General features: G+C 75.2%; 24 protein-coding genes. 12 read left to right on the forward strand and 12 right to left on the reverse strand.

From position 1 onward, the window contains the following. Positions 1-20: 20 nt before the first annotated feature. A complete protein-coding gene (locus tag E1300_RS18945) occupies positions 21-419 on the forward strand; it encodes an STAS domain-containing protein (RefSeq protein ID WP_131758349.1) in 399 nt (132 codons plus the stop codon). A gap of 123 nt (positions 420-542) precedes the next feature. Here the strand turns inward: E1300_RS18945 and E1300_RS53460 are convergent, their stop codons facing one another. Then, complete coding sequence (locus tag E1300_RS53460) at positions 543-677, reverse strand: hypothetical protein (RefSeq protein ID WP_278045365.1); 135 nt, start codon at positions 675-677, stop codon at positions 543-545. Positions 678-1,047: 370 nt separating this feature from the next. Here E1300_RS53460 and E1300_RS18955 point away from each other — a divergent pair, with 370 nt between their 5' ends. Both E1300_RS18955 and E1300_RS18960 read left to right on the forward strand, forming a co-directional pair. Next, positions 1,048-1,251 carry a cold-shock protein gene (locus E1300_RS18955; RefSeq protein WP_131758351.1) on the forward strand — a complete coding sequence of 68 codons (204 nt, stop codon included), beginning with the start codon at positions 1,048-1,050 and terminating at the stop codon, positions 1,249-1,251. Between the two features lie 349 nt (positions 1,252-1,600). Further along, the gene (locus E1300_RS18960; RefSeq protein WP_131758352.1) at positions 1,601-3,076 is read left to right on the forward strand and encodes a DEAD/DEAH box helicase; all 1,476 of its coding nucleotides are present in this window, start codon (positions 1,601-1,603) and stop codon (positions 3,074-3,076) included. 54 nt (positions 3,077-3,130) lie between these two features. On the opposite strand, the gene E1300_RS18965 is transcribed toward E1300_RS18960, so the two are convergent. Both E1300_RS18965 and E1300_RS18970 read right to left on the reverse strand, forming a co-directional pair. Beyond that, positions 3,131-5,479 (reverse strand): ABC transporter permease, encoded by a 2,349-nt coding sequence (locus tag E1300_RS18965; RefSeq protein WP_131758353.1) that lies wholly within the window; start codon positions 5,477-5,479, stop codon positions 3,131-3,133. Further along, positions 5,476-6,303 (reverse strand): ABC transporter ATP-binding protein, encoded by an 828-nt coding sequence (locus tag E1300_RS18970; protein WP_131758354.1) that lies wholly within the window; start codon positions 6,301-6,303, stop codon positions 5,476-5,478. The genes E1300_RS18965 and E1300_RS18970 overlap by 4 nt, the downstream gene beginning before the upstream one ends. Before the next feature lie 196 nt (positions 6,304-6,499). On the opposite strand from E1300_RS18970, the gene E1300_RS18975 reads away from it, so the two are divergent. Continuing rightward, positions 6,500-7,870 (forward strand): sensor histidine kinase, encoded by a 1,371-nt coding sequence (locus tag E1300_RS18975; RefSeq protein ID WP_242619235.1) that lies wholly within the window; start codon positions 6,500-6,502, stop codon positions 7,868-7,870. Further along, positions 7,867-8,535: a response regulator gene (locus tag E1300_RS18980; RefSeq protein WP_131758355.1), complete on the forward strand. Its 669-nt coding sequence runs from the start codon at positions 7,867-7,869 to the stop codon at positions 8,533-8,535. The genes E1300_RS18975 and E1300_RS18980 overlap by 4 nt, the downstream gene beginning before the upstream one ends. Before the next feature lie 21 nt (positions 8,536-8,556). On the opposite strand, the gene E1300_RS18985 is transcribed toward E1300_RS18980, so the two are convergent. Both E1300_RS18985 and E1300_RS18990 read right to left on the reverse strand, forming a co-directional pair. Next, a complete protein-coding gene (locus tag E1300_RS18985; protein WP_131758356.1) occupies positions 8,557-10,893 on the reverse strand; it encodes a thiamine pyrophosphate-binding protein in 2,337 nt (778 codons plus the stop codon). Between the two features lie 174 nt (positions 10,894-11,067). Next, on the reverse strand, positions 11,068-11,322 hold the full coding sequence (locus E1300_RS18990) for a hypothetical protein (RefSeq protein ID WP_131758357.1): 255 nt from the start codon (positions 11,320-11,322) through the stop codon (positions 11,068-11,070). Between the two features lie 87 nt (positions 11,323-11,409). Between E1300_RS18990 and E1300_RS18995 the strand changes: the two genes are divergently transcribed. Further along, complete coding sequence (locus tag E1300_RS18995) at positions 11,410-11,607, forward strand: hypothetical protein (RefSeq protein ID WP_131758358.1); 198 nt, start codon at positions 11,410-11,412, stop codon at positions 11,605-11,607. Between the two features lie 58 nt (positions 11,608-11,665). On the opposite strand, the gene E1300_RS19000 is transcribed toward E1300_RS18995, so the two are convergent. The 3 genes from E1300_RS19000 to E1300_RS19010 all read right to left on the reverse strand — a co-directional run bounded on the left by E1300_RS19000 (position 11,666) and on the right by E1300_RS19010 (position 14,742). Beyond that, the gene (locus tag E1300_RS19000; protein ID WP_131758359.1) at positions 11,666-12,475 is read right to left on the reverse strand and encodes a hypothetical protein; all 810 of its coding nucleotides are present in this window, start codon (positions 12,473-12,475) and stop codon (positions 11,666-11,668) included. Between the two features lie 10 nt (positions 12,476-12,485). Continuing rightward, positions 12,486-12,731 carry a hypothetical protein gene (locus tag E1300_RS19005; protein WP_131758360.1) on the reverse strand — a complete coding sequence of 82 codons (246 nt, stop codon included), beginning with the start codon at positions 12,729-12,731 and terminating at the stop codon, positions 12,486-12,488. 223 nt (positions 12,732-12,954) lie between these two features. Beyond that, entirely contained in the window at positions 12,955-14,742 is a 1,788-nt protein-coding gene (locus E1300_RS19010) for an ABC transporter ATP-binding protein (RefSeq protein WP_278045366.1), read from the reverse strand. Positions 14,743-14,873: 131 nt separating this feature from the next. On the opposite strand from E1300_RS19010, the gene E1300_RS19015 reads away from it, so the two are divergent. The 4 genes from E1300_RS19015 to E1300_RS19030 all read left to right on the forward strand — a co-directional run bounded on the left by E1300_RS19015 (position 14,874) and on the right by E1300_RS19030 (position 18,609). Further along, the gene (locus tag E1300_RS19015) at positions 14,874-15,302 is read left to right on the forward strand and encodes a MarR family winged helix-turn-helix transcriptional regulator (protein WP_131758362.1); all 429 of its coding nucleotides are present in this window, start codon (positions 14,874-14,876) and stop codon (positions 15,300-15,302) included. A gap of 109 nt (positions 15,303-15,411) precedes the next feature. Then, complete coding sequence (locus E1300_RS19020) at positions 15,412-16,668, forward strand: PucR-like N-terminal domain-containing protein (protein ID WP_131758363.1); 1,257 nt, start codon at positions 15,412-15,414, stop codon at positions 16,666-16,668. 325 nt (positions 16,669-16,993) lie between these two features. Beyond that, positions 16,994-17,539 (forward strand): peptide deformylase, encoded by a 546-nt coding sequence (gene def, locus E1300_RS19025; protein ID WP_131758364.1) that lies wholly within the window; start codon positions 16,994-16,996, stop codon positions 17,537-17,539. Continuing rightward, a complete protein-coding gene (locus E1300_RS19030) occupies positions 17,536-18,609 on the forward strand; it encodes a hypothetical protein (RefSeq protein ID WP_207399840.1) in 1,074 nt (357 codons plus the stop codon). Before def ends, E1300_RS19030 begins: the two co-directional genes overlap by 4 nt. A gap of 36 nt (positions 18,610-18,645) precedes the next feature. Here E1300_RS19030 and E1300_RS19035 read toward each other — a convergent pair whose 3' ends face one another. The 3 genes from E1300_RS19035 to E1300_RS19045 all read right to left on the reverse strand — a co-directional run bounded on the left by E1300_RS19035 (position 18,646) and on the right by E1300_RS19045 (position 23,065). Beyond that, entirely contained in the window at positions 18,646-20,262 is a 1,617-nt protein-coding gene (locus E1300_RS19035) for a CocE/NonD family hydrolase (RefSeq protein ID WP_131758365.1), read from the reverse strand. 37 nt (positions 20,263-20,299) lie between these two features. Then, complete coding sequence (locus E1300_RS19040) at positions 20,300-21,391, reverse strand: hypothetical protein (protein WP_131758366.1); 1,092 nt, start codon at positions 21,389-21,391, stop codon at positions 20,300-20,302. Between the two features lie 108 nt (positions 21,392-21,499). Then, a complete protein-coding gene (locus tag E1300_RS19045) occupies positions 21,500-23,065 on the reverse strand; it encodes an LCP family protein (RefSeq protein ID WP_131758367.1) in 1,566 nt (521 codons plus the stop codon). Positions 23,066-23,407: 342 nt separating this feature from the next. On the opposite strand from E1300_RS19045, the gene E1300_RS50130 reads away from it, so the two are divergent. Continuing rightward, the gene (locus E1300_RS50130; protein WP_165502904.1) at positions 23,408-23,566 is read left to right on the forward strand and encodes a hypothetical protein; all 159 of its coding nucleotides are present in this window, start codon (positions 23,408-23,410) and stop codon (positions 23,564-23,566) included. 14 nt (positions 23,567-23,580) lie between these two features. On the opposite strand, the gene E1300_RS19050 is transcribed toward E1300_RS50130, so the two are convergent. Then, positions 23,581-24,096: an ATP-binding protein gene (locus E1300_RS19050; RefSeq protein WP_165502905.1), complete on the reverse strand. Its 516-nt coding sequence runs from the start codon at positions 24,094-24,096 to the stop codon at positions 23,581-23,583. A gap of 355 nt (positions 24,097-24,451) precedes the next feature. Here E1300_RS19050 and E1300_RS19055 point away from each other — a divergent pair, with 355 nt between their 5' ends. Continuing rightward, positions 24,452-24,877: a MarR family winged helix-turn-helix transcriptional regulator gene (locus E1300_RS19055; protein ID WP_131758369.1), complete on the forward strand. Its 426-nt coding sequence runs from the start codon at positions 24,452-24,454 to the stop codon at positions 24,875-24,877. Positions 24,878-25,011: the final 134 nt, after the last annotated feature.

The following is a 25,011-nucleotide window of genomic DNA, read 5'->3' on the forward strand; positions in this document are numbered from 1 at the left end:
GCTCGGATAGGTACGGCGCCATGACGCCGCAACACCCCGGCACCACCTCCACCGGCACGGCAGCGCTGACCCGCGAGCGGTTCACCGACCACACGGTCGTCGCCCTCCACGGCGAGCTCGACGCCGCCTCCGTCCCGCACCTCAGGGAGCGCCTGCACACCGTCATGCGCGACCCGGGGCCGCTGGTCGTCATCGACCTCTCGGGCGTGACCTTCTGCGACTCGTCCGGCCTCGCCATGCTCGTCGGCGCGCGCCGGCGGACGGAGGCGAGGGGCGCGGGCGTCGTCCTCGCCGCCCCCGACCCGCACCTCACGAGGCTGCTGAGCATGACCGGGCTGCGGGACGCCTTCACGGTCCGCGGGTCCGTCGCGGAGGCGGCGCTCCGCCCGGCCGACGACGGTGGTTCGGCCGCGGCCTGAGCACGCCGGAGGCCCCGGCGCCGGGCGCGCGTCGCGGACGCCGCCCGGTCCCGTCCGCGTGGACGGACGGCAGGGCGCGCGGCCGGACGCCACCGGACGCGGGGCGGCGCGGCCGGTGGGGTCTCAGAGCAGGAAGAGCTTCGCGTACGGCGCGCTGATCCGCACCGTCCGCTCGCCGAAGTCGACGAGGACGGCGTTGCGCTCGACCTCGACGACGCGGCCGAGGCCGTACTTGTCGTGGGTGACCCGGTCCGACACGCCGAACTCCTTGGCGGGCGCGGCCGGTGGCGGTGGCTGGAAGGGACTGGTGGGCAGGTGTCGCCGTCGCGCGGCTCCGGAAGGTTTCATTACCGCAAGTATGCGCCCGTCCGGGCCGTGACGGGACCCGCATCGGCTTCTGATCTGGATTTTCATCCTGCGGAGGCCCGGTGTGCACGTTGCGGGGCCGGTTCCGTGAACCGTGTGGTAGTGTGGTGGCCGTTGCGGTTCCCATAGACATTTGTGTGCGCCTGCCGGATCCTTCGTCAGGCGCATTTTTGTTGTTCTGGATCTTCCGGATGGGCCATCGCGGCGTCTCCGGCTCCCCTAAGGCGCGGGACCGGGACTTGAGACCCCAGAGGAGACCATCATGGCCACCGGTACCGTCAAGTGGTTCAACGCGGAAAAGGGCTTCGGCTTCATCGAGCAGGACGGCGGCGGCGCCGACGTCTTCGCCCACTACTCCAACATCGCGGGGCAGGGCTACCGTGAGCTGCAGGAGGGCCAGAAGGTGTCGTTCGACGTCACCCAGGGCCAGAAGGGCCTGCAGGCGGAGAACATCCTTCCCGCGTGACGCCCGCGCCGCGGCGGGCGCGGCCCCGTGCCCGCCCGCCACGGCACCGGCTCGCCGGAGCGTCCGGTCCGTCCGGACGGCTTCGGCACCCCGAGGCCGGCGTATCCGGCCTCTCGGCGCCCTGTGCGCCCCCAAGCACCTCAAGCGCCCCAGAGTGATCCAGGGCGCCCCGAAGCGCTTCAGAGCGTCCCAGAGTGATCTCAGGGCGCTCCAGCACATGCGCGGCACGACCGCCGCGCGCCGTACCCGGTTCGTTTCTGAGATTTCTTCGCCCGGCCCGCTGAGGCCGCCCGGTTCGGAGCAGCGGAGCACTCCTCGACACGTGCCATCACCGAGGAAGGCTTTCGCCATGCCCCGTACCGCCCACCCGAACGCCGGAGGCCGCTCCCCGCGGCCCCGTTCCGACAGCGCCCGCCGCCGCCCCGCCCAGCGTCCCGCCCAGCGGCCGGGCCGTGCCGCCGAGCCGGCGCCCGCCGGTCCGTCCACGCCGGGGCTGCCGCCCGTCGCCGCGTTCCAGGATCTGCCGCTTCCCGAGGCGCTGCTCGCGACGCTCGCCCGCGAGGGCGTGACGGCGCCGTTCCCCATCCAGGCGGCGACGCTGCCGAACGCCCTCGCCGGACGCGACGTCCTCGGCCGGGGCCGCACCGGCTCCGGCAAGACCCTCGCCTTCGGCCTCGCCGCGCTCGCCCGGCTCGCGGGCCGCCGCGCCGAGTCCCGGTGCCCGCTCGCGCTGGTCCTCGTCCCGACGCGGGAGCTGGCCCAGCAGGTCACCGACGCGCTCACCCCGTACGCGGCGGCCGTGCGCCTGCGGGCCGCGACCGTGGTCGGCGGCCTGTCGATCGCGCGCCAGGCGTCCGCGCTGCGGCAGGGCGCGGAGGTGCTGATCGCCACCCCGGGACGGCTCGCCGACCTGATCGAGCGCGGCGACTGCCGGCTCGACCGGGTGGAGATCACCGTCCTGGACGAGGCCGACCAGATGACCGACATGGGCTTCCTCCCGCAGGTCACCCGGCTGATGGAGCGGACCCCGGCGGGCGGGCAGCGGATGCTGTTCTCCGCGACGCTGGACCGCAACGTCGACCAGCTCGTCCGCCGCTTCCTGGCCGACCCGGTGACGCACTCGGTCGACCCGTCCGCCGGGGCGGTCACCACGATGGAGCACCACGTGCTCCACGTCGCCGAGGACGACAAGCAGGAGACCGCCGCGCACATCGCCGCCCGCGACGGCCGCGTCATCATGTTCGTGGCGAAGAAGCACGCCGCGGACCGGCTCGTCCGCAAGCTGTCGTCGCGCGGCGTCCGCGCGGCGGCGCTGCACGGCGGCAAGACCCAGTCGCAGCGCAACCGGACGCTGGACGGCTTCCGGACGGGCGACGTCCCGGTCCTGATCGCCACCAACGTCGCGGCCCGCGGCATCCACGTCGACGACCTCGACCTGGTCGTCAACATCGACCCGCCCGCCGACCACAAGGACTACCTGCACCGCGGCGGCCGCACCGCCCGCGCGGGGCGGACGGGCACGGTCGTGACCCTCGTCCTGCCCGAGCAGCGCCGCGAGATGAAGGCGCTGATGGCCGCGGCGGGGATCGTCCCGGCGACGGCGTCGGTGCGTCCCGGCGACCCGGAGCTGGCGCGCGTCACGGGCGCCCGGCCCCCGTCGGACGAGCCGCTCGCCCCCGCGACGAGGCCCGCCCCCCAGCCGCGCCGCGCCGAGCGGAAGCCGCAGCCGCAGCCGCAGCGGGACTCCCAGCGGGAGCCGCAGCGGGCGCGGGCCGGTTCGCCGCGGCGCAGGCCGCGGCGCGCCGCGTCGTCCCGGAACAGCTGACCGCCGGGCGGACCCTGGAGGCCCGGACGGGGGCCTCCAGGGTCCGCCGCTTTCTCACTCGGTGCGGAGGGCGGTCGCGGTCCTCGTGCGGGCGGCCCATCCGGCGGGCAGGAGGGCGCCCAGGACGGCGATGGCCACGCCGCCCAGCAGGAGCGGGGCCACCAGCGGCGCGTCGTAGACGGCGAGGACCGACGACGGCATCCGGGTGCCCGCCGCGTCGCCCATCGAGGGCAGCACGGCCGAGTGCACCGCGACGCCGAGCGGGACGCCGATCGCGCCGGCGACCAGCCCGATCCCGGCGACGGACGTGATGACCATCGCGACCGTCTGCCGCGGCGACATGCCGAGGGCCTTGAGGACGCCGAGGTCGTGGACGCGCTCGCGGGTGTCCAGCACGATCGCGTTGAGGACGCCGAGCCCGGCGACGGCCGCGAGCAGCAGCGTCAGCATGCCGATCAGGCTGTCCATCGCGATGACCACGGGACTCGACTCCTGCTCGTCGGGTTCGGCGCCACCGCCGATCGGCCGGAGGACGCGGTCGAGCCCGTCGGCGTAGGACCGCGCGTCGGTACCGGGCGCGAGGTCGATCGCGAACCGCGTCATCGGCGTGTCCGTCCTGAGCCCGAGGGCCGTGAGCGAGCGGGCGTCGGTCAGGACCGACCTGCCCTCGTCGCTCAGGTCGAGGGCCTCGCCGACGAGCCGCAGCGTGACGTGGCGTGCGCCGTTGGTGAGCGTGACCGTGTCGCCGAGGCGCGTCCCGGTGGTCTTCAGGAAGCCGGACGGCACGACGGCCTCGCCGGGGCCGGTGAACCAGCGCCCGGAGATCATCTCGTAGGACGCCCAGGACGCGTCGCCGGAATAGGCGCTGACGGCGACCGAGCCCGACAGCCCGGCCACGCCGACCTCGCTGCGCGTGATGCGCACGTACCGCCGGGTCCCGGGCTGCGCGGCGATCGCGCGGGCGACCGCGTCCGGGTCCGCGGCCTTGGGCGGCGCCCCCGGCTCGGGCCGGCCCATCGTGTGCGCCTCGACGGCGCCGGGCGAGCGGCGTTCGAGGCCCGCGTCGATGCGGTCCAGGGAGAGGCCGAGGCCGAGCCCGAAGGTGATCCCGACGGTGCCGAGCACCACGCCCGCGACCATCCCGGCGGACCGTGCCGGATGGGCGAACGGGGTGGCGAGGCCCATGCTGACCGGGCGGGGCAGCGGCAGCCGGCCGAGCAGCCGCCGGACCGCCCGGCCGCGCCCGGCGCGGGGGGCGCGGCCGAGGACGGTCGCCTCGATCGCCCGGAGCCGCCCGGCCCGCAGCGCGGGGACGAGCGCGGTCACGGCGACGACGGCGAGGGCGGCCGCCGGCACGGCGATGTCGATCCACAGGGGGACGGTCGCGTCGGTGCCGGTGTCGAAGGCGTCGCCTTCGTGATGCAGGGCGGGGATCGCCAGCAGGTTGCCGCAGACGGTGCCGAGGATCGTGCCCACCGCCGCCGGGATGACCGCCTGCGCCACGTAGGCCCGGACGACCTGCGCCGGGGTGAAGCCCAGCGACTTCAGGATGCCGATGCGGCGGGTGGCGGAGCCGACCGCGCCGCTGACCACGACGCTGATGACGAGGACGGACATGCACAGGCCGAGCACGCCGAAGGCGACGACGAACGGCACGTAGACGGCGGACTCGCGGGTCACGAGGTGCCGGGCCGTCCGGTAGGAGCCCGCCGCGGTCACCGATCCGGGCGGCACGGCGGCGGTGACCGCGGCGCGGTCGGCGGCGACCTGGGCGTCGGTGTCCGCGGCGGCGAAGCGGTAGAGCATCTGGTAGGCGGGCGCCGTGCCCGGCGGCACGAGGGCCGCGGCCTGCGCCGGCGCCACCCAGGCGTCCGCGGTCCTGCCCACCGACCGCGCCTTCCCGACGACGGTCAGCCGGGGGCGGCCCGGCGCGTCCGGGAACGCCAGCGTGTCACCGACCCGGAACGGCGTGTTCGCGGCGGCCACCATCTCGCCCGCGGCGGCGGCCCAGCGGCCCTGGGTCACGTCGAGGACGTCGACGGACCCGCCCGCGGCGGCGCGCTCGGCGACGGTGAGCGGCGGGATGTCGGCGCCCTCCGGCGCGCCCTCCGGACGCGGGCGCAGCGAGAACACGCGGCCGGGACCGGCGGCGGCCGTCACGCCGCGGACGCGGGCGGTCGCGGCGAGCTGCGCGGGGGTCGCCTTCGCGCCGTCGAAGCGGACCGCCAGATGCGCGCCGTGCTGCCGGGCGAAGGCACGGTCGAACGGGCCGCTGGACTCCACGATCAGCCCGGCGGCCAGCACCGACGCGGTGACCGCCATCATCGTGGTGAGGACCGTCACGACCGTCTGGACGCGGCGCCGGCCGACGCCGGCCCGGACCACCTTGCCGAGCGCGCTCACCGTCCGGCCCGCCCGCCGGTCCCGCTTCCGTGCCGGAAGCCCTGGGAGCCCGGGTGCCCGTCCCTGGAGGGGACGCCGCCGAGTTCCGGCCGGGAGCCTTCGGGGGCCTGGAGCCCGGTTCCGGCTGGAGCGCCACCGCCTCCGGGGTCCAAGCCCCGCGGGGTCGTGGATCCGGCGATCCGGCCGTCCACGAGCTCGATCGTCCGGGTCGCGCAGGCCGTCGCGAGCGCGGTGTCGTGAGTGACGAGCAGCATCGTCTGGCCGTCCGCGTTGAGACCGGTCAGCAGCTCCTGGACGTCGGCCGCGGACGCGGTGTCGAGCGCGCCCGTCGGCTCGTCGGCCAGCAGCAGCGGCGGCCGGTTCATCAGCGCCCGGGCGACCGCGACGCGCTGCCGCTCGCCGCCGGAGAGGCGGCCGGGGAACGCGCGGGCGTGCCCAGCGATCCCGAGCCGCTCCAGCAGCTCGGCCGCGCGCGAGCGGGCCTCACCGCGGGCGGTCCGGGCGAGCTGCGCCGGGAGCAGCACGTTGTCGAGGACGGTCAGGTCGTCCAGCAGGTTGAAGAACTGGAACACCATGCCGATCCGGGCCCGCCGGTAGCGCGCGAGCGCGGCCTCGGCCAGCTCGTCGACGCGGACGCCGTCCACGGTGACGCTGCCGGCGCTGGGCTTGTCGAGCCCGGCGACGAGGTTGAGCAGCGTCGACTTCCCGCTGCCGGACGGCCCCAGCACCGCGAGCGCCTCCCCCGCCCGCACGTCCAGGGTGAGACCGTCCAGGGCGGGTCTGCTCCCGTCGTACACCTTGCTGACGCCGCGTATCTCGATCATGAGGGGCTCCTCGCCGTCCGGTGGGACCCCGACGGTAGGGAGGCGGAGGCGGCCGCCGCGTCGCCCGCGCTGATGCAATCCGGTACACCGCGCGGCGGACGCCGCGGGGCGTCATCCCCGCGATGTAGTCCGCGCGGACGCGGGAGCCCACCGCCGGAAGGATGCACCGGTCCGGCCGCTTTGCGATTCTGGTGCCGTGCAGAGACCCGGCTTCGCGGACCGCCGGCGGGAGCTGTGGCGGGCGCTGCGGCGGCCGGCCATGGGGCTGCCCCCGCGCCTGTCCCGCTGGGCGTGGGCGGCCGACGCCGTGCTGGCGGTCCTGCTGCTGCTCGCCACCGTCAACGGGACGCTGAACGCGAACGCGCAGGACGGGCCGGCGCCGCCCGCCGTGTTCCGCGTGGACGGCGAGCGCCCCCCGCCACCCGACCGGCCCCTGCCGCCCGACGCGCCCCTGCCGCCCGACCGGTTCTCGCCGCCGGAGCGGGGCCCGCATGCCGACATCTCCATCGGGGACCGTCCGCCCTCGCACGCCCAGCTCACCCTGTACGTCCTGCTGGCGGCGCTGACCGCGCTGCCGCTGGTGCTGCGGCGCCGCTACCCGCTCGCCGCCTTCTCCGTCGTGCTGTGGGCGACGCTGCTGTACCACTCCGGCCGGTCGTTCGATCCGACCTTCACCTTCGCCTCGTGCGTGATCGCGGCCTACAGCGCCGCGATGTACAGCCCCTACCACCGCCCCGCGGTGACGGCCGCGGCGGTCGGGGCGGTGCTCATCGCCGCCGGCCACGACGCCAACGTGCCCGAGCTGCGGCCCGGCCTGGTCACCCTCATCGTGCTGATCCCGATCGGCCTCGCGGCGAACGCGATCCACACGTGGAAGCAGCGGGTCCGGACGCTGGAGGCCGAGCGGGACGCCGCCACGCTCCGCGCGGTCGAGCGGGAGCGTTCCCGCATCGCGCAGGAGCTCCACGACGTGGTGACCCACAATGTCAGCGTGATGGTGGTTCAGGCGGGTGCGGCCCGCATGGTGATGCGCGAGGCGCCCGAGCGGGCGCAGGAGGCGCTGCTCGCGGTGGAGTCGGGCGGGCGCGCCGCGATGACCGAGCTGCGCCACGCGATGGGCCTGCTGACGATGAACGGCGACGCCGCGCGTCCGCCGGAGGACCTCGACCTCGCCCCGAAGCCCGGCCTCGACCAGGTCCCGGCGCTGGCCGAGCGGGTCCGCGCCACCGGCGTGGACGTCGAGCTGACCGAGACCGGGACACCGGCGGAGCTGCCCGCCGGCATCGACCTCGCCGCGTACCGGGTCGTCCAGGAGTCGCTGACCAACGCGCTCAAGCACGCCGCGGGCGCGGCCGTGCGGATCTCCGTCGAGCACGGCCCCGGCGCGCTGCTGGTCGAGGTGACCGACACCGGCGGCGGCGCCGCACCCGCGGCCCGGACGGGCGGCGGGCACGGGCTGATCGGCCTGCGGGAGCGGGCGGCCGTCTACGGCGGCACGCTGGAGGCCGGGCCCCGGCCCGGCGGCGGCTACCGGGTGCGCGCCAGGTTCCCGCTGGAGGCGCGGTGACCGACCCGCCCCGCGTGCTGATCGCCGACGACCAGGCGCTCGTCCGCACCGGCTTCTCGATGATCCTCAGCGCGACGGGCATCGAGGTGGTCGCCGAGGTCGCCGACGGTGCCGAGGCCGTCGGCGCCGTCCGCCGCACCCGGCCGGACGTGGTGCTCATGGACATCCAGATGCCCGGCATGGACGGCCTGGAGGCGACCCGGAGGATCCTGTCCGGCGCCGCCGGGCCGCCGCGCGTCATCATGCTCACGACCTTCGACCTCGACCGGTACGTGTACGCCGCGCTGACCGCGGGCGCCAGCGGCTTCCTGCTGAAGGACGTCTCGCCGGAGCACCTGGTCGCCGCCGTCCGGCTCGTCCGGTCCGGGGACGCGCTGCTCGCCCCGTCCATCACCCGGCGGCTCGTCGAGCGGTTCGCCGCCCGCGACGACCGGGACGCCGCGCTGCACCGCGACCTGTCCCCGCTGACGTCCCGCGAGCTGGAGGTGCTCCAGCGGCTGGCGCGCGGGCTCAGCAACGCCGAGCTCGCGCGGGAGCTGCGACTCAGCGAGGCCACCGTGAAGACGCACGTCGCGCGGATCCTGTCCAAGCTCGACCTCCGCGACCGCGCCCAGGCGATCATCGTCGCCTACGAGACCGGCCTCATCGTCCCCGGCCAGCCCTGACCCGGCCGGGGGCGCTCGGGATTAGAGCAGGTCCAGGGCCGCGGCGACGATGCTGTCGGCGTCGATGCCGTGGTGCCGGTAGAGGTCGTCCAGGTCGCCGGACTGCCCGAAGCTCGACACGCCCAGGTGCACGGAGCGGACGCCGTTGACCCCGGCCAGGAACGCCAGCGTGTGGGGGTGCCCGTCGAGGACGGTGACGAGCGGCGCGGCGCGGCGGGCGGGGAACGCGGCGTCGAGGATCCAGGTCTCGGCGCCGGCGCGTCCCGTCCGGGCCTGGACGGCGTCGAAGAGCAGGCCGGGGCTGGTCACGCACACCACGTCCACGGGCGTGCCGAGGGATTCGAGGCGGTCGGCGGCGGCGAGGGCCTCGGGCAGCGGGGCGCCCATCGCCGCGATCGTGACGGCCGGGGCGTCCGCGGACGGGGACCGGCGCAGCGGGTAGGCGCCCGCGACGACCTGGCGGCGCCGCCGCTCGCGGGCGGCCGGGTCGTCCGGGACGGCGGCGAGGGCCTGGTCGACGGGGCGGGTGGACAGCCGCAGGTACGCGGACGTGCCGTCCGGGCGGCCGAGGCGGGCGAGGGACGCCAGCAGCGTCCACTCGACGTCGAGGGCGAACGCGGGCTCGTAGGTGACGCAGCCGGGCTGCTCCAGGCCGACGGACGGCGTGGTGATCGACTGGTGGGCGCCGCCCTCCGGCGCGAGCGAGACGCCGGACGGGGTGCCGACGAGGATGGACTGGCCGCCCGCGTAGATGCCGAACGACCAGGGCTCCAGAGCCCGCTCCACGAACGGGTCGTACAGCACGCCGATCGGCAGGAGCGGCTCGCCCCAGCGGGACCAGGTGGCGCCGAGCTCCCCGAGGAGCCCGACGAGGTTGGTCTCGGCGATGCCCAGCTCCAGGTGCTGCCCGGTGGGCCGCTCGCGCCAGTGCAGGATCGTCTCGGGGTCGTCCTCGAACCAGTCGCGGCGCTCGCGGGCGGCCCAGACGCCGACCTTGTTGACCCAGCCGCCCAGGTTCGTGGACGAGCTGACGTCCGGGCAGAGGGTGACGACGCGGCGGGCGGCGTCCGGGGCGGCGCGGGTGAGGTCGAGGAGGGTGCGGCCGAGGGCGGCCTGGGTCGACTTCTTCCCGGACGGTGTCCGTCCCAGGTCGGCCGGGACGGCGGGCGGCACGGACGGCGCGACGGGTTCGCGGCGCAGCCGTTCCGCGGTCGCGGCGCACAGGGCCGCCTCGGGACCGTCCTCCGGGAAGGGGGCCCACGGGTCGGCCGGGTCCGCGCCGACGCGCGCCGCCAGCTCGGCGAGCTGGTCGGCGGTGAGGAGGGCGGAGTGGTTCTGCGGGTGGCCTTCGGTGGCGAGCCCGTAGCCCTTCACCGTGTAGGCGAAGACGACGGTGGGGCGGGTGTCGTCGATCTCGTCGAACGCCTGCCGCAGGGCGCCGAGGTCGTGCCCGCCCAGGTTGCGGATCGCGGCGTGCAGGGTCGCGTCGTCCAGGGTGCTCACGAGGTCGCGGAGCGCGTCGCCGTCGGGCAGGCGCTCGCGGAGCTGCGCGGCGTCGCAGCGCAGCAGCCGCTGGTACTCGGGGTTCGTCATCTCGTCGATGCGGCGGCGGAGCGCGTCGCCGCCGGGGCGGCGGAACAGCTCCTCCAGCAGGCGCCCGTACTTGACGGTGAGGACCTGCCAGCCCGCGGCGGCGAACATGCCGCGGAGGCGGCCCGCGCCGATCTCCGGGACGACCCGGTCGAGCGACTGCCGGTTGAGGTCGACGATCCACACGACCTCGCCGAGGTCCCGGACCATCGGGTCGAGGATCGCCTCCCAGCAGGCGCCCTCGTCCAGCTCGGCGTCGCCGACCAGCGAGTACTGCCGCCCGGTGCCGGCGTCCCCGGCGACGGAGGAGACGTAGCGCCGCGCGAGCGCGCCCCAGATCGGCGCGGTCGCGCCGATGCCCACCGAGCCGGTGGAGTAGTCGACGGGGTCGGGGTCCTTCACGCGGGACGGGTAGCTCTGGAGCCCGCCGAACGACCGCAGCGTCGTCAGGTACTCCGCGTCCAGCTCGCCCAGCAGGTGGTTGATCGCGTGCAGCACCGGGGACGCGTGCGGCTTCACCGAGACCCGGTCGCCGGGCCGGAGCCGCTCGAACCACAGCTCCGTCATGATCGACACCATCGAGGCGCTGGACGCCTGGTGGCCGCCCACCTTCAGCCCGGTGCGGTTGGGGCGGACCCGGTTCGCGTGGTCGATGATCGCGGTGGCGAGCCAGAGGACCCGCCGCTCCACGGCCCGCAGCACCGCGTCGCGGTCGGGCGCCCCCGCCGCGGAGGGCGGGACGGAGGGCTGAACGGGAGGCGTGTTCATGTGCATCACTCCTGGGGCGGCGGCATCGGCGCCCAAGCGGCCGGCGGCCGTCGGCGCTGACGGCCCGACAGGAACGATAAGGGACGAACGGCCTCTTACCCCCCACCCGCCCGCGAACCCGCGTCCAGGACGCTCGCCCAGAACCCGTAGGCCCCCGGGCTCGCCCGGAGGCCGTCAGGGGCGCGCGTGCTTGGCCGGGACGGTGCGGTACTCGGCGGCGGTGCGCCGGGCGAACTCGCCCGCGAGCGCGCGGCCCAGGACGTCGTCGTCCGGGTGGTGCCGCTCCAGGTACTCCAGCGCCTCGGCGAGCTCGCCCGCCGTCAGCCGCCGGACCGGCTTCGCGGCCCAGCGGGGGTGCCCCGCGCCCGGCTCGGCCCGCGCCGCGTTCGCCGGCCCGGGATCCGCGGGCACCCGCGGCCATGTGTTCACCTGGCAATGCCTTTCCTGAGTCGTGGCCCCGGCGGGCGGCGGCGCGGCGGCATGTTCCGCGCCGTGCGTCCCGAATAGAATCGCCGGGTGCATTGGTGGAGCCAGCAGGCGTGCGACGCGGCGGCGGAGGCGCAGGCGGCCGATCCCTCGCCGCGTAATCTCATGGCGGCGGCCCAGGTGCAGGCGCTGATCTCGATGGCGGAGGCACTGCATCGGATCGCCGCGGCCCTGGAAGAAAGGGACAAGCCGGAGAACGCGTCACCGCTGACCTCCCGGCAGAAATAGTGCGGGTATGAAATAACCGGTGTGCCCCCGTGCGGGCACACCGGCATTTCACGTCGGGTCAGGCGTCGCTGAAGGACTTGCGCTCCATCCGCCCCGCGGTGCTGGCGGCGAGCCGGGACGCCTTCGCCGCCGGCGGGCGCAGCGGCCCCGCCGAGGGCTCGGCCGAGTAGTCGCTCTCGGCCGCCACCGGGGCGAGCCGCTCGTCCTCGGGCACGGGCACGCGGGCCTCCTCGCGCGGCCGGTCCCGCAGCCGCCGCGCGGCCTGGCGCAGGGCGCGCTCGCCGACCAGCCGGGTCAGCTCCAGGCCCCAGCAGTCGAGCTTGTCGGCGTCGGTGAGGTCCTCGCGGTGGCTGAGCTCGGCGGCGAGCCCGCCGAGCCGCTGGGCCTCGCTCAGGTCGAACTCGCGCATGAGGTGGCAGCACAGCTCGGCGAGGGCCGCGTGGTCGTGCTCGAACGACAGCCCCGACAGGTCGTTGTGCGAGAGGCGGCTGAGGGCGCGCTTGCGCTCCAGCTCGCCGTCGGCGATGCGGAGGATGCCGTTGAGCAGGGCGATCGGGCCGGTGCCGGTCGCCCGGCTCTGCGCCGGGGCGAACGACATGCGCAGGATGGCGGCCGAGCCGATCCCGGCGGCCAGCACGCGGACGACCACGGCGGTCGTCGGGGGCATCGTCTCCGGCAGCCCGAACGTCCAGCCGAGCGCCGTGATGGCGATCAGGGCGACGATGGAGGCGCTCGTGTTGACGAAGACGAACAGGATCCCGCCCGGCGACAGCAGCGCCGCGATCGGCTTGTCGCGGTACCGGGCGACGAGCTCGGCGACCCCGACCGCGCCGCCGATGAGGGCGGCGAGCAACATTTCGATGATCATGGCTTCCGCTCTATGCGCTACGGGCGTTCAGGCGGCCGAACGGGTACTCCTCGGACCGGCCCCGGCGGGAGAGCAGGGCGGGCCGCTGCCGGCCGGCCAGTTCGGCGCGCTCGACCTCCAGGAAGACCAGCAGCCATTCGGCCGGTCCGGCGGCGAGTCCGGAGTGGGTGCGCAGGGCATGCTCGCGGGCGTTGAGAAAGGTCAGCAGCCAGCCGGTCGGACCGGCCGTGGCGGCGGCTCGAATTCGTGAATCCATGCGGTGAACGATTCCGCATTGCGGCGGTGAAGTCGACGTCCGCCGCGTCAAGTTTTCTGAGATCCGCAAGGGTCCGGTAAATGAGCGGACGTCATATTCGACACGCCGTCGAGATTCTCACAGAGGCGACCCGAACAAGATAATGGAGAGATCATCTCGCGGGTGGCCGCTTGAACGATTCGTGCAGCGCGGAGGCGGTTTCTTTGCGGAATCCCGGCCTTTCTCATGCGGCGGTGAGGGCGTCGTCGCGGGAGACCAGCGCGGCGTACCGGCCGCCGAGCGCGAGCAGCTCGGCGTGCGTGCCGCGCTCGGCGACGCGCCCGCCGTCGAGGACGACGATCTGGTCCGCGTCGCGGACGGTGGACAGCCGGTGGGCGATGGTGATGGTGGTGCGGCCCGCGGCGAGGGCGTCCACGGCCTGCTGGACGGCGTGCTCGGTCCGCGTGTCGAGGGCGCTGGTCGCCTCGTCCAGGACGAGGACCGGCGGGTCGCGGAGGATCGTGCGGGCGATCGCGAGGCGCTGCTTCTCGCCGCCGGAGAAGCGGTGGCCGCGCTCGCCGACGAGCGTGTCGTAGCCGTCGGGGAGCCCGGCGATGTGGTCGTGGATCTGGGCGGCGCGCGCCGCCGCCCGAAGCTCCGCGTCGGACGCGTCCGGCTTGGCGAAGCGGAGGTTGTCGGCGACGGAGGCGTGGAACAGGTAGGTCTCCTGGGAGACGACGCCGACGGCGGCGGCCAGGTCGGCGAACGCCATGTCCCGCACGTCCACGCCGTCGATGGAGACGCTGCCGGACGTCACGTCGTACAGGCGCGGCACCAGGTAGCTCAGCGTCGTCTTGCCCGCGCCCGTCTCGCCGACGACGGCCAGGGACGTGCCCGCCGGGACGGTCAGGTCGATGTCGGTGAGCGCGTCGGCGCCGTCCTTCCCGGGCTCGTAGGAGAAGCCGACGTGGTCGAAGCGGACGTCGCCGCGGACGCGCGGCATCGGGCGCGGCTCGGCGGGCTCCTCGATGTCGGGCTCCAGGTCCAGGTACTCGAAGATGCGGCCGAACAGGGCCATCGAGCTCTGCACGTCCACGCTGGTCTGGAGGAGCTGGACGGTCGGGCGGAACAGGCTGGTCTGGAGCGTCGTGAACGCGACCAGGGTGCCGATCGACACGAGCGGGTGCCCCCGCGAGACGGTGAGCCCGGCGGCCCAGTAGGTCAGCGCGGGCATCGCCGACATGACGATCTGGATCGTCGACTGCCGCCACCGCCCGGCCATGCTCGCGCGGATCTCCAGGTCGACCAGGCCGCGCGACTCGTCCGCGAACCGGTCGGTGAGGGCGCGGGACCGGCCCATCGTGCGGCCGAGCAGGATGCCGCTGACCGACAGCGACTCCTCGACGATCGCCGACATCGCGGCGAGCTGGCGCTGCCGCCGCCCGGTGATGCGCCGCCGCTCGTTGCCGACCCGGCGGCTGATCCACACGAAGAACGGGAGCGTGGTGAGGGAGACGAGGGTCAGCCGCCAGTCCAGCGCGAGCATCGCGGCGACGGTGGCGGTGACGGAGGTGAAGTTCGAGACCAGCGACGTCGCGGTGGAGGTGACGGTCGACTGCATCCCGCCGATGTCGTTGGCGATCCGCGACTGCACCTCGCCGGTGCGGGTGCGGGTGAAGAACGCGAGCGACATCCGCTGGAGGTGCGCGTAGACGGCGGTGCGCAGGTCGTGCATGACCCGCTGCCCCACCCCGGTCGAGATGTAGGTCTGGAGGACGCCGAAGACGCTGGTCGCGACCGCCACCGCGATCATGCCGAGGACGAGCAGGGTCAGCAGGCCGGTGCGGCCCTCGGGCAGCGCGACGTCCAGGACGTGGCGGAGCATGAACGGGGACGCGAGCAAGACGAGCGAGGACAGGCCGACGAGCAGCGCGACGACGGCGAGGCGGCCGCGGTAGGGGCGGAACAGGCGGAGGATCCGGCGGCGGTCGACCCGCCGCTCGCCGTCCCTCGGATGATCGGTCGGACGCACGGGGGGCTCCTTGCTGTAGGGAACGTGCCCGCCGGGCCGGCGCCGGGGGGGCGCCGACGCCGCAGGCGATGCCACTCTAACTGAGGTTAGCTCACAATTATTCCGCTGAATCATGAGCTAGACTCGGAATCATGGACGATGACCTGGCCGACCTCTTCCTCCGGGCGGCCAAGCGGATGCGCCACCAGCAGTCCGAGCGGCTCGCCCCGTTCGGGCTGACCCCGTCCCAGGCCCGCGCGCTCCGGGTGATCGTCGGCGCGGACGGGCCGCTGCGGATGGTCGAGCTCGCCGACCGGCTCGGCGTGGTGCCGCGCTCGGTCACCACGCTCGTGGACGCCCTGGAGGCGTCCGGGCTCGTCACGCGCACGCCCGACCCGGCCAACCGCCGGTCGCTGCTCGTCCAGCCGACCGGGGAGGGGCGGGCCGTCCGCGAGCGCCTGCACGGGATCCGCCGCGAGGCCGCGCGGGAGGTGCTCGCACCCCTGTCCGCCGAGCAGCGCGAGACCCTGCGGGAGCTCCTCGCCGTCATCGACGGTCGCGAGCATTCGTCACCGAGGTGACAAATCCGCGGGTGCCGAAACATACCGCGCCCGCTATCGCTCGACCCGGCGGGAGCCGACCCTGAGAGGGCCGGAATCCGCACGGGGGACGCTGTCTCGGGAGGGCGCCATGGGACGCTCCAGCTCGTCCGCCGCCTCGGACTTCCCCCTCCGCGACGTACCCGTGGGGCTCGCCGAACCGCTGCGCCCCCACCTGGAGGCCGCCGCGCTGGAGATGGTCCAGGAGATCCAGGGCCTCGTGCCGGAGTACGCGCGCCCGGCCGACAGCCGGTACGGGCGCCGGATGCGGTGGGCCGTCGAGCAGGCCGTCCGGCTGTTCGTGGACGCCTTCGGCCGGCAGGACATCGCCTGGGACGCCGTGACCCGCATCTTCGAGCGCATCGGCGCCCACGAGGCCCGCTCCGGGCGCAGCCTGGACGGCCTCCAGACGGCGATCCGGGTGTGCGGCCAGGTCGCGTGCCGGCGGTTCATCAAGGACGCGCGGCGGCTCGGCTGGTCGCTGGACACCCTCGGCCTCATCACCGAGTCGCTGTTCGTGTTCCTGGAGCGGGTCGCGAGCGCGGCCGGGCAGGGGTACGCGCGGGCGCAGGGCGAGCTGGCCGGCGAGCGCGAGCGGTACCGCGGGCGGCTCCGCGACCTGCTGGTCATGGACCCGCCGGCGAGCGCGGAGGCGATCGAGGAGCTGGCGCGGTCGGCGGGCTGGCAGACGCCGAGGACGCTCGCCGCCGTCGCGGTCCGGCCGGACCCGGACCGGGCCGTGCCGGTGCTGCCGCCCGCCTTCCTGGCCGACTGGCACGCTCCGGCCCCGTACCTGATCTGGCCCGACCCGGACGGCCCGGGACGGGACCGGCGGCTCGCCGCGATCGGCACGGCCCGCTCGGCGGCGATCGGCCCGACCGTCCCGCCGGCGCGGGCGGCGCTGTCGCTGCGCTGGGCGCGGTGCGGGCTCGCGCTGATCGAGCGCGGCGTGCTGCCGGGCAAGGAGCCGCTGCGCTGCCTGGACCACCTGCCGAGCCTCGTCGCCGCGCAGAGCGAGGAGCTCCTCGACGTCGCGCTCGGCAACCGGCTCGCGCCGCTGATGGCGCTGCCGCCGCACCGGCGGGACGCGCTGTCCCGGACGCTGCTCACCTACATGGAGTGCCGCGACAACGCGGTGGCGGCGGCGGAGCGGCTCCTCGTGCACGAGCAGACCGTCCGGTACCGGATCCGCCGCCTGGAGGAGGTCCTCGGCGGCGTCATGACCGACCCCGACCGCCGGATCGAGCTGCTGCTCCTGCTGCACCACCTCGTCCGCCTGGACCCGGGCGACAGGCGGCTGTCCCCCGCCGGCCGGGGACGGGCGGAGGGGCCACTCCCCCCGAAGTGACCCCTCTCCCCCCGTTCCACCGGCCCGGCCGCGGCGCCCTTCACCGGGCGTACCGCTCCCCCCGAAGCGGCCCGCTCTCCATGGAGCGGGATCACGTCGGCCGGCCGGCGGATGAGTCGAAAGTAGCGACCCCGCACCCGCTCCGGGACGCTTCGGCGGCCCGCGTCGACGAACGGCCCGGCGCCTGCGCCGAGCGGCCCGCCCGGCGCGACGAAGCGGCGACGAGAGGCAGGTGCGCGCGGTGTCCCCCTCGGACGGTGCGGGCCGGGCGCCCGGAACCGCGAAGATGGACACCGGTGCGACACGAGCCTTGAGGAGGACGGGCATGGCGGGACGGGTGCGGCCGATCACCCTGGTGGGGACTCCGGTCCTGCACCGGGCGTGCCGGCCGGTCGAGGAGTTCGACGCGGCGCTGGCGGAGCTGGCCGAGGACATGTTCGCGAGCATGTACGCGGCGGAGGGCGTCGGGCTCGCGGGCAACCAGGTCGGCGTCGATCTGCGGATCTTCGTGTACGACTGCCCGGACGACGGCGGCGAGCGCCGCAAGGGCGTGGTCGTCAACCCCGTCCTGGAGCTGCCGCCGCTGGACGAGCGGCGCCTGGACGACGACGAGGAGGGGTGCCTGTCCGTGCCGGGGCCGCACGCGCGGGTCGCGCGTCCCGACCGGGCCACGGTGCGCGGCCTCGACGTGGCCGGGAAGCCGGTGACGGTCGAGGGGACGGGCCTGCTCGCGCGCTGCCTCCAGCACGAGACCGACCACCTGGAGGGCCGGGTCTACATCGACCGCCTCTCGGCGCGGGCCCGCAAGAAGGTGCTGCGGGAGTACGAGGAGCTGCGCGCGGGCACGGAGGCCGACATACTGCCCGAATGATCACAGAGGTGGCGCTCGGCACGATCACCTGCCCGTCCGGCCGGCTGGTCGTCGCGGACACCGGATACCTCGGGCTCTGGTCGGGCGACGCGGCCCCGGCCATGCCCGCGGAGCTGCTCGACGGCCTGCCCCCGGAGGCGCGGGAGAGCGTGGCGCACGCCGTCGATCTCGCCGTCGCGGGCCCGGACGCCGAACGGGCGGCGCGCGGCTTCGACCGTCAGCCGGGACGGTGGCTGTACGACGTCCCCGCGCACGCCCTCGAGGAGACCGTCGCCGCGTTCGAGGCGCACCGCCGCGCGCACGGCCTGGACGCGCGGCTCGTCCCGGAGGGGCGGCGGGTCCCGCACCGGGAGCGCGCCGAGCGGGCCGCGGAGGCCGGCGGAGACGGCTTCACCGTGCACGGCGTCCCGATGGTGGTCGCGGCCGGGCTGCCGACCGACCGGGAGCTGACGGTCTCGGCGGTCCGGCGCGACTTCGGCCGCGTCGGCGCCCGCTGGGACGTCGTCGCGGTCGAGGTGGAGGACGTCCCGATCTTCACGTTCCGGCGGCTCGGCGTGGTCGGCGTGGACGCGGCCCGCCTCAGCCTCATCGACGCGGACGGCCTCGCCGCGTGGGAGCACGAGAACCCGGTGGACGGGCGCGCGGACGTCGCGTTCTGGGGCCGCTCGGCCGGCGAGGCGGCGGCGGAGTTCCAGGCGCCGCCGCTCGGCACGCCGGGCGAGGACGGCGTGTACGGGTGGGCCGGCCTGGACGTCCCGGAGGCCGTCCGGCGGGCGCGGGCGGTGGGCGCCTGGGTCGACGCCGGGCCGGACCGCCGCCTCGCCTACGACTTCCGCCCCCACTCTCACCACTGGCAGGTCCTCGCGCGGGTCAGGGCGTCCGAGCACGAGGCGGGCGTCATCGAGGTCGGCGGCACGCGGACGATGTGCCTCATGACGAGCTGGGGCGACGGGCTGTTCCCCGTCCACGCCGAGTACGGGGAGGACGGCCGGCTGGTGCGGATCCTCATCGTGCTCGCGGACGCGGAGCGCGTCCGGCGCACCGAGGAGATGTACGACCGGATGGGCTGACCGGCCGCCCCCGCAGGCTCAGCCGTCCCCGCGGGCTCAGCCGTGCCAGACGGGCAGGTGCAGGGCCGACGGGTGGGCGGCGTCCCGCAGGATCTCGAAGCGGACGCGCCGCGACGCGACCGCCCGCCCGGCGGGCTCGCCCCGGCCGAGGTTGCGGGCGAAGCGCGGGAACGCGCCGCCCGCCAGCATGACGCGGAGCCGGTGCCCGCGGCGGAACCGGTAGCCGGTCGGGTGCATCTCGACCTCGGCGCGGACGGTCCCCGGCGCGGAGATCCGCAGCACGCCGTCGGTGACGTTGCGGGAGACGCCGCGCCCGTCCACGTCGCAGAGCCGCACGAACAGGTCGCCGTGGCCGGTGCCCGCCCGCACGTGGACCGTCGCCGACACCGGGCCGATCAGGTCGAGGTCGCGGTCCAGCGGCGCGCCGGTGAGGACGGCGACGTCGGGGCGGCGCTCGGTCGCGGTGTTGTCCCGCTGCCCGCCCCGCCCGGGCAGCAGCAGCGGGCCGCCGACACTCGGCGTCGGGTCGAGAGGGTCGTAGGTGAACGCGACCGGTTCGTCCGCGGTGCCCGCGGGCGGCTCCCAGCTCAGCCCGCCGGTGAGGTAGAGCGGGGTGGTCCGCGTCCCGGGCGGCGGCCAGCGCTCGAAGTCGAGCCACCGGCCGGACTCCTGGAGGTGCAGCCGGACGGGCGCGCGGCGGAGCGCCGCGCGGTCGCCCATGAGGTGGCCCTCCAGCCACTCCACCTGGTCGGCGAGGATCGCGAACATGGCCTTCGCGTCGTGCCCCCACGGGCCGATCGTGATGCGCGCCTGCCGTCCGGCCTCGTGCAGCGCGGCGAAGTCGCGGAGCTGCCGGCGCAGGAACGGATCCCACCAGCCCGTCGCCATGGTGGCGGGCGCGGTCGTCGCGGCGACGGCGGCGCTGTGGTCGGTGGCCGCCCAGAAGCCGGGGTCCTCGGCGTGCGCGGTGACCTCGCGCAGGAACGGCTCGGGCCGCCCGATCGCCGCCGTGTCCGCCTCGCCGACGGGCAGGTGCCGCATCGCGCGGCGGACGCGCCGGTCGTGCAGCGGGCCGGGCGCGCGGCGGCCGGTCCGCGCCGGGTCCCGCGTGCCGAGCTTCGCCGACCAGACGAGCGTGTTGTGCAGCGCCAGCGCGCCGCCCGGATAGAAGGAGCCGGCGAACTCGGACGCGGTGGCGCCGAGGCCGATCGCCGCCAGCGGCGGGTCCGCGTAGGGGGCCATCGCCCACACGGCGAACCCGGGGTAGCTGCCCCCGGCGGCCGCGACGCGCCCGTCGCACCACGGCTGGGCGCGCAGCCACGCCAGGGTGGCGAGCCCGTCGTCCTTCTCGTCGTGGAACGGCCGGAACTCGCCGCCGGACCCGAACACCCCGCGCGTGTTCTGCACGACGACCTGGAAACCGCGCCTCGCGAGGACGCCGGCGAACAGCCGCGCGTCCGCCCTGTGCTTGCCGTAGGGGGTGCGCATCAGCACGACCGGCAGCGGCCCGGCCTCGCGCGGGCGGTGCAGGTCGGCGACCAGCGCGACGCCGTCCGGCATCGGCACGCGCAGGTCCCGCGCCACCCCGTAGTCGACGGGCGCCGTGCGGGGCAGCCCGAGGAACCGGTCGATGAGGTCTCCGGCGACGGCCATCGCGCCCCTCCTAGATCGTTTCCCCTACGGTAGGCGGTCATTGGGCGGTGATGAGGCCCTCGTAGGCCCGGAGCACCTTGGCGAAGTCGCCGGTGGGCAGCTCGCAGGCGTGGCCGGGGAGCCAGAGGTGCTCCAGCCGGACGGTCCGCACGTCCACCCGGAGGTGGCAGGCGTTCCCGGTGTGCTCCCAGCCGGGACGGGCGGCCCGCACGACGTCGAGGTGGTGGCGGTGGCACTGCACGTCGTGCAGCAGGAACGCGGTCAGCACGTGCCGGGGCCCGTTCACCGTCGCGACCGAGCCCGCCGCCTGCGCGGCGGCCGGTTCCAGGTCCACGCCGGACCCGGCCAGCTCGGGGAAGAACACGAGGACGTGCTTGGCGACGCCCGCGACCTGGATGGGCTCGCACGGCAGCCGCAGGACGGAGTCCGGATCGACGTAGCCGTGCACCGGCACGCCCGCGATCACCGCCGTCCACGCGCCGGGGACGGACGTGAGGAACCGGGCGCGCGGCAGCGCCTCGCCCAGCTCCATCACGAGCCGGGCCACGTCCACGCCGCGCGGCATGAACGTCTTGGTGCCGCCGCGCAGCCGCCCCGCGCCGTCCAGCACCGCGAGGTCGGCCCAGCACGCGCCGGAGCCCGTCCCCATGACGCCGTGCGGCAGGCACCGGTCGGGGTGCGGGGTGAGCCCCGCCATGTCCTCCAGCGCGGCGCGCGGCGTCTGGACGAGCGTCCAGCCCTGGGTGCGCGGGGACGCGGCCCCGAGGGCGAGCGAGGTCGCCACGTCCTCGGCGGGCGGGACGCGGCGGTGCCGCGCCTCGTCCACCTGCCGCTGGTACTCCTCCAGCACCTGCCGGAGGACGGCCGGGTGCACCGCGCAGGAGGCCCAGCCGCCGATGTCGCGGATGTGGACGGCCGACCCGTCGTAGTCGAGCCGGTGGAAGCGGTGGTGCTCCTGCCAGGGCACGGACGGGTCGCCGCTCAGCCGCACCCGGGCCCGGGCGATCGCGGCGGCGTCGTCGCCCAGGTCGTTGAGCAGGAAGTCGCGCAGCGGCGCGTGCGCGGCGTCGGTCTCCACGGCCACGCGCGCGCCGTCACCGCGGAAGCGCACCGGTAGCGTCATCGCCATTCGCGTGATTATGCCGATAAGCGAAGATCATCACCGGTGTGGCGGAATGTTCGTTCGAGGTCGTTCTGCTCAACGGACCGGTCCGGCGGGCGTCCGCCGCTCGCGCCGTCAGGTCCGGACCGGTTCGCACACCGCCTCGCTCGCGCGGCTCTCCCCCTGCTGGACCGGGACCCCGCCGGACGCCCCCGATCCGCCGGACGCCTTGAAGCCCTGGAACGACGTCCCGATGACCAGATCGACGACGCCCGGAGCGGACTTCGCGCGCGGCGCGACGCGGGCGCCCGGCATCTGGCGCGCCAGCGCCGCCGCCTGCGCCTGCGCGCCCGCCCCGTAGAACGCCGTGGTGGCCGTCGCGCCCGACCTGAGGGTGCCGACCCCGCCGACCTGCCAGCCGCCGGACCTGAGCCGCGCCGCGACCTGCGCCCCGCGCCCGTCCACACCCGACCCGTTGAAGATCCGGACCTTGCCCGGCGGCACGCTCGCCTTCGCGGCCGGCGCCGGGAGCCGCACGTCCTCGCGGAGCGCGGTGAAGAACTGGTCGGACGCCGGATGCGTCAGCGCCACACGGTTCCTGTCCGGCGCGTACGGGCCTGAGGGCACCGTCACGAACCGCAGCTTCCCCGCGTTCAGGTCGCGCATCCCCTGCCCGATCCTCAGCATCTCCCGGACCGACAGCCCCTTGTCCGTCGTCAGCGACTCGGCGGTCGCGCTGAGCAGCCGGTTCATCCGCTTCGGATCGGTGAGCACCCCGCGGCTCATGGCCTCCTTCGCCAGCGCGCCGAAGAAGTGCTGCTGCCGCGTGATCCGCTGGGTGTCCGAGCCGTCGCCGAACCCCTTGCGGCTCCGCACGAACGCCAGCGCCTGCTCGCCCTCCAGCCGGTGCGTCCCCTTCGTGAGCCGCAACCCCGCGTCCTTGTCGTAGACGTCGCCCGTCACGCAGACCGGTACGCCCCCGACCGCCGACGTGATCTTCTTGAAGCCGGTGAAGTCCACCTGCACGAAGTGGTCGATGTGGACGCGCGACACCTGCTCGACCGTGTTGACCGTGCAGGTGGGGCCCGCCCGCGCGATCGCCTCGTTCAGCATCGCGACGGCGCTGCCGGGCACCTTCGTCCCGTCCTTGCGCGTGCAGGTGGGGATCGGGACCATCAGGTCGCGCGGGAAGCTCACCCCGATCGCCTGGCCGCCGCCCGGCGACAGGTGCAGCAGCACCATCGTGTCGGACGCGGGCGGCTTGTTCCGCAGGCCCCGCCCGTACCGGGCGTTCGCGCCCTCCCGCGTGTCGGACCCGATCACGAGGATGTTCAGCGCCTTGTTCAGCTTCGCGGGGCGGCTGCCGTCGATCAGCCGGTCGACGTCCTCGTGCTGGACGGCGTTCTGGAGCTTCCAGTAGTACCCGTACGCCGACAGGCTCCCGGCGACCATCAGGCCGACGACCGCGATGCCCGCCAGGCCGAGCGGACGGAGGAGACCGCGGCGCCGGCGGCGCGGCGCGCCGGAACGCCCGCCGCGCGAACGCCCGCCGCGGGACGTGTCGTAGGGCCCGCTGCGCGACGAGTCGTAGACCGCGCCGTCGGACGTGCGGTAGCCCGCGCCGTCGGATCTGTCGTAGGGCGCGCTGCGGGACGCGTCGTAGAACGCTGCGCGAGACCCGTCGGGCCGCGGATTTCCCATCGGAGGGACCCTCCCTGTGCGGTGTCGCAATGTCTCTCCTCTCGCCCCGTTCCGGGTTCACGAAAAAAGGAGATCTAACGGGTTGACACCGCGGGGTGCTTCATGGATAACTATTCCCCATGGAGCTCTGATATCCCACGGTTGAGCCGCTCGCAGCGCTGCTGCGGCCCGCTCCCACCCTCGGCGCCACGGCGCACCCCCACTCTTTCGCCGGTCCCGGCCCCCTGCTCGCCCGCAGGTGCCGCGACCAGCGACGTCCGGTGCGCCCACGCCCCTTTCCATCCTTTCTTTCTCGTCGGCCCCTGCGCGGCCGAATTCGACGTGCTCGGAGGTGGTTTCTTTATGCGTGCCATTCACAACCAGGAATCCGACCCCTTCTCCAAGGCCAAGAAGAAGGGAAAGCGGCGGACGCCCGACGTCCGTTCCGCGGCCTTCGCCGCGGGCAACGGCCGGCGCAACGCCCGCCAGCTGCCCACGCGGCAGCTCAACCGGGGCCGCTGACGCGCGCGGCGCCCTCACCGGGCGCCGCCTTCCGGCAGCCCGTCCCGGCCCCGGCGGCGGTCCTCCGCCGCCGGGGCCGGGAACTCCGCCCACACCACCGTGCGCGCGCCGTCCGCCCGGTACCCCCAGCGGGACGCGAGCCCGTCCACGATCCGCATCCCGCGCCCCGTCTCCGCGCCGACCTCCGCCTTCACGTAGGGCCGCCCGCCCGCCGCGCCGTCGTCGGCGACCTCCAGCCGGTACACGCCCGGCCCCGCCGCGAGGACCACGGACACCCGCCCGCCGTCCCGTCCCGACGCCGTGTGCGTGACCGCGTTCGCGACGGTCTCGCTCACCACCGTCACGAGGTCGTCCGCCGCCGGGCTGCCCGCCAGGAGGTCGCGGACGAAGCTCCGCGCGTACCCGACGGACCGCCGGACCCCCGGCAGCGTGATCTCGCCGAGCACCACCAGACCGCCGCGCCCGTCCGCGGCGACGGCGGGCCCGGGACTCCCGCCGTCCGCACGATCGCCTCCCGGCCCGTCCCCCACAGCACCGCCTCCCCCATGACGGGTGGGGCCGGCCACGAGGCCCGCCCCTTCGACCCCGATCCGACCAGCTGCTCGCAACGCGTCCTCGACGCCCACCGCGACGGCTCCCTCCGGTCCGGAAAGTCGCCTGTCACCCTCGCTGTACGGCTGGGGAGCGTTCCGGCGTTCAGTTCCCGCCGAATCCCGCGCGAACGTTTTCGCAGATCGCACCGCCCGCCCCACACGCACCGTGACATCACGGCGACCCCGTCCGGGTTGACGCTTCCCATGACACCGCGCCCCGTCCGCGTCAGCCCCGCGGTTTTCGGCCGTTCGCCCGTGACAGCGGCGCGCCCGTCGTTTTTATGCTGGACGCATGGTCGCGTTGAACACCACGGAGATGGAGCTCTGGCAGGCGTGGAGGAGCGCCGCCGAGGCCGTCCGGGTCCGGGTGGCGGAGGACATCGCGAGAGCGACCGGGCTGTCGGACCCCGACTTCGGCGTGCTGGCGCGGGTGTCCGAACTGGGCGGCGGGCGGCTCCGCCAGAACGAGCTGGCCGCCTCGATGGGATGGCACCGCAGCCGGCTGTCCCACCATCTGACCCGGATGGCGCAGCGGGGACTGATCACCAGGGTGGAGGTGGACGGCGGGGTGGAGGTCGTCGTCACCGACCGGGGCGACGAGCTGCACGCGGTCGCCCGCCCGATCCACGCGGAAGCGGTCCGGCGGCATCTGCTGGACGCGATTCCGCCCGCCTTGCAGGACGACGTCCGGAGCCTGCTGGCGCGCCTCGCCAACTAGCTCCTCGCCACCGGCGGTAGCGCCGCGTCCGCCGGGGCGGCGTCCGGACGGCGCGCGGTGCCCCCGCGAGACCACCAACTACGCTGAGCTGTGAAGCGTTACTGGAAGTGATGGCCTGCGTCCGGATCCGGGGG

Origin of the sequence: Actinomadura fibrosa, assembly GCF_900659615.1 — a bacterium.
GTDB lineage: Bacteria > Actinomycetota > Actinomycetes > Streptosporangiales > Streptosporangiaceae > Spirillospora > Spirillospora fibrosa.